This window comes from Haloarcula sp. JP-Z28, from assembly GCF_011440255.1.
Lineage (GTDB): Archaea > Halobacteriota > Halobacteria > Halobacteriales > Haloarculaceae > Haloarcula > Haloarcula marismortui.
In genome coordinates, this window is sequence record NZ_JAAOHT010000056.1 from 16,338 (window position 1) to 29,744 (window position 13,407).

The 13,407-nt window shown below is 49.6% G+C and carries 11 protein-coding genes and 2 pseudogenes; 8 read left to right on the forward strand and 5 right to left on the reverse strand.

Features of this window, described 5'->3' with window-relative positions; genetic code table 11:
• The first annotated feature begins 38 nt into the window (after positions 1-38).
• From G9463_RS17345 to G9463_RS17355, 3 genes are read left to right on the forward strand one after another with little or no spacing between them, the layout of a single operon-like run.
• Complete coding sequence (locus tag G9463_RS17345) at positions 39-1,301, forward strand: sulfatase (RefSeq protein ID WP_165897365.1); 1,263 nt, start codon at positions 39-41, stop codon at positions 1,299-1,301.
• Between the two features lie 6 nt (positions 1,302-1,307).
• Entirely contained in the window at positions 1,308-2,384 is a 1,077-nt protein-coding gene (locus G9463_RS17350; RefSeq protein ID WP_165897366.1) for a glycosyltransferase family 1 protein, read from the forward strand.
• 1 nt (position 2,385) lies between these two features.
• Complete coding sequence (locus G9463_RS17355) at positions 2,386-3,432, forward strand: glycosyltransferase family 4 protein (RefSeq protein ID WP_165897367.1); 1,047 nt, start codon at positions 2,386-2,388, stop codon at positions 3,430-3,432.
• 77 nt (positions 3,433-3,509) lie between these two features.
• On the opposite strand, the gene G9463_RS17360 is transcribed toward G9463_RS17355, so the two are convergent.
• On the reverse strand, positions 3,510-4,943 hold the full coding sequence (locus tag G9463_RS17360; RefSeq protein WP_165897368.1) for a hypothetical protein: 1,434 nt from the start codon (positions 4,941-4,943) through the stop codon (positions 3,510-3,512).
• A gap of 144 nt (positions 4,944-5,087) precedes the next feature.
• Between G9463_RS17360 and G9463_RS17365 the strand changes: the two genes are divergently transcribed.
• From G9463_RS17365 to G9463_RS17380, 4 genes are all read left to right on the forward strand, one after another.
• A complete protein-coding gene (locus G9463_RS17365) occupies positions 5,088-6,503 on the forward strand; it encodes a sulfatase (protein WP_165897369.1) in 1,416 nt (471 codons plus the stop codon).
• Positions 6,504-6,743: 240 nt separating this feature from the next.
• Positions 6,744-7,136, forward strand: coding sequence for a hypothetical protein (locus tag G9463_RS17370; RefSeq protein WP_165897370.1), 393 nt, complete (start codon positions 6,744-6,746; stop codon positions 7,134-7,136).
• Positions 7,137-7,142: 6 nt separating this feature from the next.
• Positions 7,143-7,913 carry a sulfatase-like hydrolase/transferase gene (locus tag G9463_RS17375; protein ID WP_165897371.1) on the forward strand — a complete coding sequence of 257 codons (771 nt, stop codon included), beginning with the start codon at positions 7,143-7,145 and terminating at the stop codon, positions 7,911-7,913.
• 118 nt (positions 7,914-8,031) lie between these two features.
• On the forward strand, positions 8,032-9,129 hold the full coding sequence (locus tag G9463_RS17380) for a glycosyltransferase family 4 protein (protein WP_165897372.1): 1,098 nt from the start codon (positions 8,032-8,034) through the stop codon (positions 9,127-9,129).
• 54 nt (positions 9,130-9,183) lie between these two features.
• Here the strand turns inward: G9463_RS17380 and G9463_RS17385 are convergent, their stop codons facing one another.
• The 4 genes and pseudogenes from G9463_RS17385 to G9463_RS17400 form a co-directional block, all read right to left on the reverse strand.
• Complete coding sequence (locus G9463_RS17385) at positions 9,184-10,647, reverse strand: oligosaccharide flippase family protein (RefSeq protein WP_165897373.1); 1,464 nt, start codon at positions 10,645-10,647, stop codon at positions 9,184-9,186.
• A 584-nt stretch (positions 10,648-11,231) separates the two neighbouring features.
• Entirely contained in the window at positions 11,232-11,681 is a 450-nt protein-coding gene (locus tag G9463_RS17390) for a UPF0179 family protein (protein WP_165897374.1), read from the reverse strand.
• Between the two features lie 32 nt (positions 11,682-11,713).
• A pseudogene (locus G9463_RS17395) lies at positions 11,714-11,857 on the reverse strand (DUF5820 family protein); the annotation flags it as partial.
• A gap of 65 nt (positions 11,858-11,922) precedes the next feature.
• Positions 11,923-12,285 carry a DUF5820 family protein gene (locus tag G9463_RS17400; protein ID WP_165897375.1) on the reverse strand — a complete coding sequence of 121 codons (363 nt, stop codon included), beginning with the start codon at positions 12,283-12,285 and terminating at the stop codon, positions 11,923-11,925.
• A gap of 601 nt (positions 12,286-12,886) precedes the next feature.
• Between G9463_RS17400 and G9463_RS17405 the strand changes: the two are divergent.
• Positions 12,887-13,407, forward strand: a pseudogene (locus G9463_RS17405) (serine protein kinase PrkA); the annotation flags it as partial.

Sequence of the window (13,407 nt, forward strand, 5' to 3'; positions counted from 1 at the left end):
GGAAGAATAAAATCACATCCGAAGAAAGAGCCGGATACATGACTGCTTCCCCGCGGAACATAATCCTGCTTTCTGCGGACGCACTCCGGGCGGACCACCTCTCCTGTTATGGGTACCATCGGAAGACCTCACCTGTCCTTGATGAGTTTGCCGAGGAGAGTATTCGGTTCACAAATGCCTATAGCGCTAGTTCACACACACGCGAAGCGGTCCCTGCGCTGTTGACCGGGGAGTACCCCGATGTGGCCATCAACGATAGCTACCGGCTTGCAACGGAGACAATCGCTTCCCAGCTTTCGAAAGCTGGGTTTGCGACCGGAGGATTCCATTCTAATCCGTTCGTTTCGAGAGCATATGGCTTCGATCAGGGCTTCGATGAGTTCGATGATGATCTCCACTTCGGCCAGCACAAACTCGTCGCCCTGGCCCAACGCGCACTTGACAAACTACGAAATCGACATTATGCTCGGGCCGAAGAGATCAACGAGCGGTCGCTGTCGTGGATTGATTCGCTGGATTCTGACGAGCCGTTCTTCCTCTGGAACCATTACATGGACACCCATGGGCCATATGAGCCACCGGGTGAGTACGCGACGCGGTACGCGGACCGCGAGGTGTCCGGGCGAGAGGCTCAAAAGCTGTACCAACGGGCGATCGATGATCCGGAGTCGATCACCGATGAGGAACGCGAGCTGCTGATCGACCTGTACGATGCCGAGATCCGGTACAACGACGCGCAGATCGGCGAGTTCCTGGCGGCGCTTCGGGAGCGCGATCTGTTGGAGGAGTCGCTGCTGATCGTCACCGCGGACCACGGCGACGCCTTCGGCGAGCACGGCTACTACGAACACCCGCGGTACCTCCACGACGAGATCACGCGGGTACCCCTGATCGTGCATCCGCCCGGTGGGGCCGCGGAAGAAGTTGAGACACCCGCGAGTACGCTGGACGTGGGCCCGACAATCGAGACGGCGGTCGGCAGCGAGGCGACGAGCGACGGCGTCTCGCTGCTCGGGACGGTCCCGGACGACCGGACAGTCTTCAGTCAAGCGCGCGGCGAAGACGGGCGCGGCCATCTCCGGCGGTACGCGTCGCGGACCGCGGAGGGTACGTGTTTCTGCGAGCGCGATCGGGAGTCGGGGACGATCGAGTTCGGGGAGTGTGCGGGGTCGGCGTTGTGTGAGGAGTTAGAGGCGCACGTCGACGAGCGAGTCCGCGTCGAGAACGGGGAGTCGATCGAAGATGATGGGGAGGTCGACGAAGAGATCGAACGGCGGCTCGACGCGTTGGGGTACAAGTAGCTGACAATGAAGGTTGGGGTCAATGCACGGACATTTACTGTCGATGAACCCGGTGGGGCTGTACAGACTTCGATAAAACACACAACAGGATTGATTGAGCGAGACGATACGGATGTCGTACTATTTGGTGGAAAGGGGCTGAAGTCGACCTTTCCAAACACTCCCATCGTCACCACTGGCTACTCATTCACGTCTCAGGTGTATGGGCTCGTTTGGGAACGTACCGTCTTGCCTGCTCTAGCAGACCGGTCAGATATCGATGTACTGTACTGTCCAAACGGTAATGCCCCAGCGACCCGGACCTCTTGTCCTGTCGCGATGTGCATCCATGACGTGAACGCCCTCAAGGGCTGGTCCAGTGGTATTCACCAGCTATACAGGAAAACCGCTATGCCTCGTGGTGCTAAAGTAGCAGATACCATTACGACTGTTTCCGAGTTTTCGAAGAGTGAGATAGTCGATTATCTCGACGTGCCACATTCGAAAGTCGATGTCGTGTACAACGGTATCGACGAGTCGTTTTTTACCACTGAAAATGAAGTGCTCGACGGCCTCCCTCAGAATTATCTGCTGTTCGTCGGCTCGATGAATCCACGTAAGAATCTTAAACGAGTCGTCGAGTCATATGTTGCTGTTAAAGATCAGACTGACTTTCCACACGAACTGGTTATCATCGGGCCTGAAAACAAGAATATCTTCAAGAGCGTCGATATTGAAAGCCGAGACGATATTCTTACACCGGGGTTTGTGACCGAAGGGGAGTTGAGGTACGCCTACAAGCACGCGGATGTCTTCGTGTTTCCGTCTCTATACGAAGGATTCGGACTTCCGCCGCTGGAAGCCCTCGCATGTGGCACACCAGTTGTCTCGTCTGAAACGACCGCTCTCGGAGAAATTCTTCGGGAGGGATGCATCAAAGTCGATCCTGAAGAGGTACAGGAGATCACAAACGCGATAATACAGATATTGGAGAACGAGCAACTGGCCGACGAGCTCTCAACTCAGGGAAAAGCATACGCTAGAAAGTTCACTTGGGAAAGCGCGACCGAACAACTACGAGACGTACTATCGAAAACTGCATAATATGGATCTGCTAGTTATATCACGTGAATTTCCCCCATATGTGGCTGGTGGTATCTCGTACCATCTGAAAAATCTGTACAGTAAAATCGACGACCTCGGGCACAGTGTCACTATCTTGGCGGGCAGACCGCAGTTAATCGATACGACAGACTCAATCGAAATTCCGGACTCGTTTGGCGTCAAGTGGGTCGATTATTATTCACTCTCCGGCTACCATCTTCAGTTTCCCACCGCGCTGTACAACGCATTGCGTAGGTTCGACATTCATCAATACGATGTCGCGTTAACTCACACTGAGATTCCATACGATCTTGGTATCCCGACCGTTCACAAGGTTCACGATGCCAAACACATCGAGCGGACGTTCAGTCGGGAACAGATGGGACGCCTAACTAAGATTGCTGATTCAGCGTTGGCCAAAACTCGCCGTTGGACAACGCAGCGGGCACTTAATTATGCCGACGAGATAATTTTCAATAGCGATCTGACAGAGTCTGTGTGGAAGGATGAGTATCAGATTTTGAGCCCAACCCACACCATCTACAACGGTGTTGATCAAGATATCTTCCACCCGCGAGACGTTCCTGATGAGGAGTATGTACTTTTTGTTGGGAACAGCCCTCGAAAGGGACTGCCAAAGGTCAGATCCTTTGCCCGTGAGGCCCCTTATCCAGTGTATGTTGTCGGAGATGTGACTGAGTCTGAAAATTTACGAGCCATTGGGCGTGTTAGTCAGACAGAACTCGCAGAATACTACAGCTCGGCGATTGCCACCATCCATCCAGCAAATTTCGAGGCATTCGGGAACGTGATTCTCGAATCGCTCGCTTGTGGGACTCCTGTTGTGGTTAGTAATCAATGTGGTGCGGCTGAGATCGTTGATGGCTCGTGTGGTCTAGTGACGGACAATATTAGGGCTGGCATTGAGAGTATCCGGAATACCGACGCTGACGCCTGTGTCGAAACCGCAAGTCGATATTCTTGGGGTAAGGTTGCTGAATCTACGAATATTTTGCTTGAGCAACTAGGCCATAGTTATTACAAATAGTCTTGTCTATATTTTATTTTTAGAAATGTATTAATCCATTTATTTGGGTAATATTTACGATGCGGAAGTACGAACAGTCACAGCTCACTACACGATAAGACATTATCTTCTCCGGCTGTGTAGACGACAGTGTCGGTTTCATTCGCGGGGCCCCCCGCATTCGTTGCTACCGGATCAAGACCCGATAGTTTTCCACTCACACGGTAATCGAGTTCACTGTGTGTCAAGAGGCAGTCGCTCGGATATTGATGGTACCACTCAATCTTTGAGACTTGACCATCATCCGCATATGTGTCTGTTGGCGCAATTTCGCCGTTAGTCAGTGCACGTGGCAATGCAAGTGGTGCCGTAAATAAGAGGCAGATAAATAGTGCCGAAAGCAGTAGGTTGCGCTGGCGGGACGAGATTGTGACAGATCTATGAAAATAGTGGACAGTATATAAAACACCGATCAGAGCTGGGAGGATGATAACCCGTTTGAGAGTTGCGATATCACCAGCCGCGACAATTGCAGCGACAAGAATGGTAAACATGAGTCCGACAGCGAGGTACAGGCGAGAAAATCTCTGATCGTCACTTCGGCGAGCGATAGTCACGACAACGATAATACCAGCCAGAACAGCGACGAGTGTGGAGACAATGATTCCTGAGACATGGATGAACCACATCGAAATCTCAGCGCCAAAAACATCGACTGTCGGCCACCCTGCTAACGATCCCTCACCACTTCCGGAAGGGGGCTCAGTGTTTGTTCCGCTGCCAAAGGTGCTGTAGGCCGCATATACAAACTGGCGGAAATACCGAATATGTAGTGTCGTTGTTGGAAGTGTGAGTGGTATGAACAGTACTGTACAGAAGAGGGATATTGCAGTTACTGTATTTCGTGTCAGGGCTTGGTGCTCAAGCCCCTTCGTGAGAAACAGGACCGCTAGTGCGACAGTGCTGTAAATGGTAGCCCACACGTAGTTGTACGTTGAGAGCATCACAGCTAGGAAGGAAAAGACGAGTAACAGACGCGTTTGTGATCGGTTGGATGTCCCGATTCGATACGCCAAGTAGAGTAAAAGAAACACGATCAGGTGAGTGAACGGCTTGTGGGTTGCCTCAGTAAGGCGGTTAACAAATCCGGAGAAGGACCATAATACGAGTGGCGTAAACATGGCGGCCCACACCATTTTGTCGTCCGAGTTGCGAAAGAAGTTAATTGTAATTAGACAGATAGTCGAAAAAGAGATTAGCCCAATAATGGGAGCGATCCAATCAAGGGCTAGCCAATTATCAAAACCGAATAGTTCGAGAATTGTACCAGCCATAATTTGATAACTGTTGCCAGAAATATACTGTGTTGGCGGTTCTAGTGATCCATTGATGACGATCGTTTGAATGTCGCGAATAACGTTGTTTTCGTCAGCAGCGATCCGAAGACCGAATGCTCTCCATCGAAGCGTAAGAAACAAGCTGAGTACTGCTGTCGCAATGGTGAGAATTTTCAGAGTTCTTCGCCGTGCCATCTTCGTATATTCATGAAAGTATCACGATCTGATAAGGATGTTTATCAGCAAGAATTTATCGAAATTAACCAATTCCAATTAGATTGAATAGGATATCTCTATCCCTAGATTAATTTAAATACTTGGAGAAAATAGGTCATGACAATGTCAGAGGATGATCCGTTTCGAGGTTTGTTGTATGTGATGGATAGTCTCAGGTATGACCATTTAGGATGTAACGGATATGAAAAAGATATTACACCAAAGATGGATAATATCGCTGCTGATGGGACAAGTTTTGATAACGCCTTCTCACAGGCAATATGGACATATCCCTCTGCGGGTTCGATTTTTACGGGACTATATCCAGAGACACATGACAGTCAGCAGTTTCATCAGGGGCTGGACTCCGATCAACCACACCTAGCTGATAGATTTGGAGAAGAAGTCTCAACTGCCTGCTTTTCAACAACACTTGGGGTTTCTCCAGATCGTGGTTACAAACAAGAGTTCGACGAATTCTATCATCTCGGAGAGGACGATTCTGGACTCAGACCAGATATCATGGGACGGTTGAATGAAAAACTGCTCCCGTGGCTGGAGTCAAACGCCGATGGAGGATTCTTTGTAGTTATCTGGGCAATGGGTACCCACCATCCATACCTTCCACCATCTAATAGAACTGTTTCAGATCCTACCGAACCCGTAAAGCAGGGTGGTGAGGGTACCCAAGATTGGATGCGTAGATTGCCAGCCGATCGACGCGAAGACGTGATTTCAACGTACGATCGGGCTATCAAGCATACTGACGAGAAACTAGGCGAAGTTATAGATTGTCTTAAAGATAATGGGGTGTATGATGAAACAGCCGTTTTCGTAACTGCCGATCACGGAGAACTATTCGATGAACACGCACGACTTGAGCACGCATCAAAGTCCGCGACGCGGGCCGCTAAGACCGTGACTAGCGCAGAAAAACGTCGGTACTTTAGCGTATTCGATAAATCTGCTTTCGTCGGTCACCAAGCAGTCCTTCCATATGACGAGCTAATTCACGTGCCACTCATTGTCAAGCCTGATGTCGATAATGATTTTGGTACAGATAGACATGACGGATTAGTTGAATTGATTGACCTATTCCCAACTCTCTATGAATTCGCTGATCTTGACGCTCCATCAGCTATTCAGGGAAGATCTCTTAGTCGTTCTGTCAATAATAATTCTAAATCATTCGTTTATTCGACTAGTCAGATACATAACGGAAACTTGCTCTATCGTTCTATTCGTGGAACAGAGTACAAACTTTGTACTAAAGAACTGTTTGACATATCACCTCGTCTACTTACAGATATAAGAACTCTCCAGTCTATTGTTGGATATTTTGTCGGTGAAGGAACAACATTGTTACAGCTACCAGAGGAAAAAGGCGCTACAAATAAAAAGAGAGCAAGCAAGCTTATGAGTCAACTGGAATCTCATATCTCTGACTGTGAATCTCAGATCGAGACTAGCGGTGAGCCAAACACTGTAACTGTGGATGAAGAGACTCAGTCACATCTTGAAGATCTCGGTTATAAATAATATAGTGCCAACAAGCACCTATTGGATAATGATCATATTATTAAAATTCTAGTCCAACACAGAAAAATAAGAGAAAATAACAAGGATAAATTCTTAACAAGTTATTCTATCTCTCTGCTATTCTTACCTAATAATATATATCTAATATTGAGAGTGTTGATTCAACTTCCACGGATACCAATAAAATTATAATATCATCTAAAACAAAGTATTTATACAACATGGATTAAAGACGTATGTATGACTCGTCGCGTCCTTGGAAATGAGATTGATGTAGAAAATATTTATATTTATGTTTCAGATGCGGTAAGATGGGACAAAACACCCGATAAAATCACTTCATTAGGTGCATCTTTTAAAACGATCGCGGCAGCCTGTGCCACAATGCGGGCAGTTTCATCCATCCTCACCGGTAAAAATCCGCCAAACCATGGTGTCTCAGATTGGACACACAAGCTTAGAGTTCCTAGTCTCTTTGATCTGCCTCAAATGAATACTGGGTTTCATAATCCAGCAGCTGGCAACAAGGGAGGATTAGAGACAGTAATAGATCACTCAAGTTCAGACACACTTGATGATATTGAGCCTCCTTTCATTTATCTTGAACGTGATAAAGGGGGCCATATCCCATAGAATGGGATGACATTCGGAGAGATGATGGAGACATTCTCGCATACTCAGGAAGAAATTCAGCAGCATTACTCAGAAATGGTAAAAAAATCGGCTAATAGGTTTGAAGAGAGGATTAAATTACTTGAGAACCGTGATCTCCGAGAGTCCACCCTCATAGTATATCTTGGTGACCATGGTGAACTTCTCGGGGAACACGGATTAGTTTCCCACTCTACTCCTAGCATACCAGAGTTAGTCTACGTTCCTACTGTTTTCATTCATCCGGATATCAGCAAGTCTGGGATACAACCTGAAACGATCGGACAAATCGATATTGTTCCTACTGTACTTTCAGCTCTTAATAAGTCAGGTTCGCGTTTAAGACCAGAGGGTGTAAATCTATTTGAAGAGGTTCCTAGTGAGCGATATAATGACGGAATGCACACATATTCTATTCGAGGTAGGGATGTGAAAATTTACCAATCTGCTGGACTTTGGGACGGGGAGGGTGGCCATACATTTACGTCTCATTTTGGTCGATTACTTACACCTCTCATTATCGCAAAAAGATCTAGGGGATGGAACCGAGAGTTTCTCAAGACGAATCCAAGACAGATACCGCAAGCAATTCGAACCCTAGCAACACACCACACAGAGTATAGCAATCCAGGTTTTTCGAAAAAAGTAGCAAGAGAGACTATTCAAAGAATTCAGGAAGAAGGCAAAGGTTCAGAGGTTGAGAAGGCAAAATTGGATGAGGAAGTCGAAGACCGGCTAGAAGATTTGGGGTATCGTTGAACCGCGGCGTTAAATCAAGGAAGGAAGTGTCAGTGTTTCGAACCCCATCTCCAAAACTATATCCTGTCCTTCGATTAAGCAAAGGTGTTTCAAATAGACAGATAATACTTTTCAATAGATGGAACTTAGCAATGAGATATCAGTGGTAGGTATGGAGCAGAGTGGTGATAATCCATATATCGATTTACTCTATGGCGCGTTGGAGGAAGAAGGTGTCTCTGTCTGTCAAGGTGTGAACTACTGGCTATTCCCTTTAACGCGATCCTGCCTCAAATATCCAGATGCAGAAGCCATACAACTTGATTGGCTTTACCGTTACTATATGGTCAACGGATTTTCTGGGGTGAGAGTTCTTGATTGTATAATCACTATCGGGCGTTCTATATTCTTTTTAATCGATCTACTCATTATCTCAATGCTGCAGACCTCCGTTGTTTGGACAGTTCACAACAAAAGCCATCATGAAAACAAATATCCGAAAACAGAGAGAATTATAAATGAAGTGGTGTGTCGTATTTCTGATGCTATCACAGTCAAATGTGAGTATGCAAAACATGATATTGAATCAACTTTCTATGCGGCGGACTCCGATAAGATCTGTGTTGTCTCTGACGGGAACTACATTTCATCATATGAGAACACCGTTTGCAGAAGGGAGGCTCGTATGAATCTCGGAATTAATGACAAAAAATTTGTTTACCTATATTTTGGGATGATTCGGGAGTACAAAGGAGTTCCAGATCTCATTGAAGCCTTTGAAGAGCTAGATCATAATAATGAAGAGCTGTGGGTTGTCGGTAATCCACATTCGGAGGATATTCGTAGAAAAATTGAACAACAAAGCGGTGTTAATGAAAATATCTCTACCGTTTTCAAATTTATTGAACAAGATCGGGTTCAGTATTATATGAACGCAGCAGATGTACTCGTATTGCCGTATCGTCACATCCTCAATTCCGGATCTGTTCACCTAGGTCTGTCTTTCGGGCTGCCGATTGTTACCCCCAATATGGGTTGTATCCCTGAAGTCATTTCTGAAAATAATGAGTTCCTTTACAATAGTGATGACCCCGAGGGATTAGGTGATGCCTTGAAAGAAGTCCGAGATCATGACGATCTCGAAGGTGTGGGGAATGCGAATTATAAACAGGCACTTTCACAGGACTGGCGCAAGTCAGCACGACAGCTCAAAAGTGTATACTTGAAGAAGGCATAACGCGTCAACTAGCTGTACCTCACGATAGTACTGGGGGTGAAATTGTCGGCAGAACTAAAATAGGTGCTTGATCATTTTTTTCAAGTAGAGTCGTACTTGTTGGGTTGGTATATACCCAACTGTCATATTGATACCTAGAAATGACACCAATCCCAGTGGTGGGAACATGAACAACGATAGCCACGGAGAGAAATTAACGAGCTTAACGAGTCCAAGGAATAGGATTGCGAAAGCCCCCTGCGTTATTGCGAGCTTCACAGCCCACCGTAGTGGAACGACATCGAATGGGGAATACGCCCACAGTGCAACATTCCCAGCAAACATGGCGACGTAAGACACCCCGGTTCCGATTCCAGCACCTATGATCCCGTATCGGGGAATTAGAAGCGTATTCAGCAAGACATTGAGTACAAGCGCACCGAAGGTGATGAGTTCCGTGTGTCGGACCCAACCAGTTGCCTGTAACACGGGAGTGACAACCCGGGTGATACCGAAGAAAAAGGTCCCGACGATCAACACTTGTAACGTAGTGGTTGCGCCGACGTAGTCAGGACCGAAGTAGACTGTAAGGAACGGTTCCGCAAGAGCGAACAGTCCCACTCCGAACAGGGTCAACGAGAGGACGCCATATTTTACTCCGGTTTGGATGTTCTTGTTGATCTCTCCGAGCTCACCGGAACTCCAGAGATTCGCAGTGTGTTGAAGAAACGCCAACTGAATTGCCGAGGGCACGAACCAGATCATCTCGGCAGGAGTTATCGCGCTTTGGTAGAGTGCCGTGAACGTCCCACCTTTGAAGAATTCGACAAGGAGGATGTCTATTCGGTACAATAGCATCACACTCAATCCGCCGATCAGTTGGTACCCACCGAAAGACGCAATTCCCCTCCCGTGCTTCGCAATATCACTCCATCTCGGGAGGCCAAAGGAGGAATATCTTGTGAGTGCAACACCCCCAAAGAGACTCAATAGTAAGAACGAGATTGCGTACGCGGAAAACACGCCGAGCACATCGTAGCCGACATATGCGAGCAGCAACGCACCAACCGAGTACACAAGGCGGCGAACAATATTCAGAACCTCGCCGACTGATTCCCGCTGGAGTCCGTAGAAGGCACCCTTCACGATTGCGAAGATGTTCGTGAAGAGTATCGCACCCATGAGTATCCACACGTATGGTGTGTATCGAGCGGGAATAATATTCAACCAAAGAGATAACAGGACGGCGGCTGTGGCAATTATCCCGTAGACGACGCTGAGAAGCAACGATGTGGAGACAATTGATGAGACCTCTGTTGGATCATCAGTGTGTTCGGCGACCGTCTTCCTTGTCGCGTCAAACAGCCCTCCCTTCGACAGAAGCGTTACAATGCTGAAACCAGCCAAAACACTCGCGTACAAGCCGTACTGAGTCTGAGAGATGACCCGAACGAGAATCGGCGTGAACGCCAAGCTAATCAGTATTCCAGCGACTTTTCCGGAGAAAATGGACAATATCGACCGAAGGAGCGAAGCCATACAGTTCGGTTTCATATTACTTTGTCAGCATTTAATTCGTCCGATAAATCGAAGTAACTGCTAGACTATCAGGAAATATTGATTGATTTGCTGATAAAAGAGTGCGCGATCAGACTTCCACTTCTTTTCCGATTATGCCTCTGCCTTTTTCCACTCCTTCGGGTACCTGACAACAATCTACCACTCGCCAAGTGGGGCCGCATCAATCGTTCGTCAACTCTACATCAACAGTAGGTATCGGGCTCATCAACCACATTTGGAAGCACACCACACCGATCCATTTCGTACCACATATTCCACGACACCCTTACACGGTACCTTCTCCACAAGAAACGTTATATAGGTCTGGTCCTCGGACTGGCGGCGTATCAAGTACTAATTTCACTTCAGAGATGTCGCCGTCAAGTATGTGCATGATAGGGGTGTCCCCCGAATCGTCCTACGGGTGTTAGGGGACGCTTGCTTTCTCAGATATTAACTGTTTTCATGAGATGAGCCTCTGAGAGGATATACTAATTGTATAATATTTTCCTGCTACTGCGTCTTCACGCCTCAAATTGTTTAACTGTATAGTGCCGATTCAGCTATTCTCTGGGCGCTTCCAGCTCCACCAACGTCAGATCCCGGTCTAGCATACAGTAGTCATGCGGCGGGTCACCAACAATCTCGGATATCCGATATTCCTCATCAAACTCAGCCCCAGCAGGCTCACAGTAGGGATGGCTGGGACACTCGGTGTGCGGACAGGGGCCCGGCAGCGACGCCTTACTCCCAGCGTACGCACCCTTCGAGGGGACGTTGGCCTGAATCGGTGCGGGCTCAACCTCGACGGCCCGAACGCCGTTTTCATGCACGGCACAGTCTAGCGTTTGCCCGCTCTGGCGGACGTTGGTGATCCGGTAGCGGTTTCCGGTCGTCAGATTGAGGCATTGGTCGCGGTAGGGGCAGTCAGCACAGCCGCTGGCTTCGCCGCGGTAGACGAACTCCGCGCCGACCTCGGCGAGGCGCGTCCCGACGAGCGTGACAGTGGTCATACCGGGCTATAGAACGCCGCCACGGTAAAGCATCATGTCCGCCCGGTCAGGTCGTCCAGTTTATCCAGATACGCCTCGCGGGGCACCTGATACAGCGAGCGGTAGTCCAGTTCGCCGTCGGCAAACCGAGTGGCCAGGTCCACAGCGCCCTCGACGGCAGCGTCGCGACGCTCGTAGAGGCGCGTCCCGACGAGCGTGACAGTGGTCATACCGGGCTATAGAACGCCGCCACGGTAAAGCATCATGTCCGCCCGGTCAGGTCGTCCAGTTTAGCCAGATACGCCTCGCGGGGCACCTGATACAGCGAGCGGTAGTCCAGTTCGCCGTCGGCGAACCGAGTAGCGAGTGCGACAGCGCCCTCAACGGCAGCGGAATCGGCGTCGCGCTCGACTTCGGGCTCAAGATAAAAGGTGACGTACCAGCTTTCTCCGGTCCGGTCAGCGCCGGGGCGGCGGGTCCGTTTCCCGCGCGTGAGGTAAATAGTCGGCAGGCACGGTGCCGGGAACTGCTCCGAGTCGAATACGTCCGGGCGGTACGCGAGGATGAGCTTCTCGTCGGTCTCGTTCCACACCGTCCAGTCATCGGGGAGGCCCGACAGGTCCATACAGCCGAATCGGTGTGGACGGGCAAGAATCCGCTGGTCCGTCCCAGGCCCAGATACCGGCACTCGGTTGCACGACGGCAACAGCGATGCGCTGAGTTGCGCTGCCGTGTGTCCCGTTCTCGTTCGTCAATCAATCCGGCAACAGATTCACATCAATCCAGCGCTAAACACTGGCCGACCCACCAGAGAGAACAGTTGACAACCGACACAGTATATAAACCAATGCCAAAATAATGAGACATGGTAACATGGGTGTGCCCCGCCATCCCCGCATTCGGACGACTATCGGACCGGAATTTATCGGCGGTATGCACATAAGAGGGCAAAGTTCTTATATGAACAGAACTCGTACGGTAAATAGTATCGGAAACAGTTCGACACTGCTTCCCGTTACCACACCAGGTCGGAACAGTCCCCGTGTTCCGTCCGGCAGGTCAGCCATGGAAGGGCACACGCGTCACCCCGCAGTGAAGGGTGAACCAGCGGCTGTTTGCGGTCACATCTGCAGCGGACAGCACCGACACCGAGGAGCGACACAGCCCCGAGACCAGCCCGCGACAGTCGGTGGTCGCCTGCAGCCACGACGAACTACTGAGATAGCATGAGCAAGAACAACGAGACACTCGAAGCGCTGAGCAAGGAGTACCGTGACACGATACCGGCGGACCTCCGGAAGACGAACACGTTCGACTGGTATCTGCAACAGTTGTACGACGAGCCGAAGATCGCCCGCAACGCCCACCAGCGCGTGGCGGATATGTTCGACTACTACGGCAAAAGCTATGACGAGGAGGCCGGCGTCGTCGAATACGAACTGGCGAGTGAGGACCCGCTCCACAACGGTGAGAACACCTTCTACGGACGGGTCATCCACGAGGCGATGCACGAGTTCGTCAACAAGGTCAAATCCGGCGCTCGCGGGCTCGGCCCCGAGAAGCGTATCAAGCTTCTGCTGGGGCCGGTCGGGTCGGGGAAGTCCGACTTCGACCGGCAGGTCCGGCGCTACTTCGAGGACTACACCAGCCGGGACGAGGGCCGGATGTACACGTTCCGCTGGACGAACCTCTGTGATGTCATCCACGACCAGGACCCCGCCGACGACGTGGTCCGGTCGCCGATGAA

Bases quoted from the DNA above. Each gene is read 5' to 3' on its own strand.
- G9463_RS17355 (WP_165897367.1), top strand. From the start codon at position 2,386: ATGGATCTGCTAGTTATATCACGTGAATTTCCCCCATATGTGGCTGGT.
- G9463_RS17375 (WP_165897371.1), top strand. From the start codon at position 7,143: ATGACATTCGGAGAGATGATGGAGACATTCTCGCATACTCAGGAAGAA.
- G9463_RS17365 (WP_165897369.1), top strand. From the start codon at position 5,088: ATGTCAGAGGATGATCCGTTTCGAGGTTTGTTGTATGTGATGGATAGT.
- G9463_RS17390 (WP_165897374.1), bottom strand. From the start codon at position 11,681: ATGACCACTGTCACGCTCGTCGGGACGCGCCTCGCCGAGGTCGGCGCG.
- G9463_RS17370 (WP_165897370.1), top strand. From the start codon at position 6,744: ATGACTCGTCGCGTCCTTGGAAATGAGATTGATGTAGAAAATATTTAT.
- G9463_RS17385 (WP_165897373.1), bottom strand. From the start codon at position 10,647: ATGGCTTCGCTCCTTCGGTCGATATTGTCCATTTTCTCCGGAAAAGTC.
- G9463_RS17350 (WP_165897366.1), top strand. From the start codon at position 1,308: ATGAAGGTTGGGGTCAATGCACGGACATTTACTGTCGATGAACCCGGT.
- G9463_RS17400 (WP_165897375.1), bottom strand. From the start codon at position 12,285: ATGGACCTGTCGGGCCTCCCCGATGACTGGACGGTGTGGAACGAGACC.
- G9463_RS17380 (WP_165897372.1), top strand. From the start codon at position 8,032: ATGGAACTTAGCAATGAGATATCAGTGGTAGGTATGGAGCAGAGTGGT.
- G9463_RS17360 (WP_165897368.1), bottom strand. From the start codon at position 4,943: ATGGCACGGCGAAGAACTCTGAAAATTCTCACCATTGCGACAGCAGTA.
- G9463_RS17345 (WP_165897365.1), top strand. From the start codon at position 39: ATGACTGCTTCCCCGCGGAACATAATCCTGCTTTCTGCGGACGCACTC.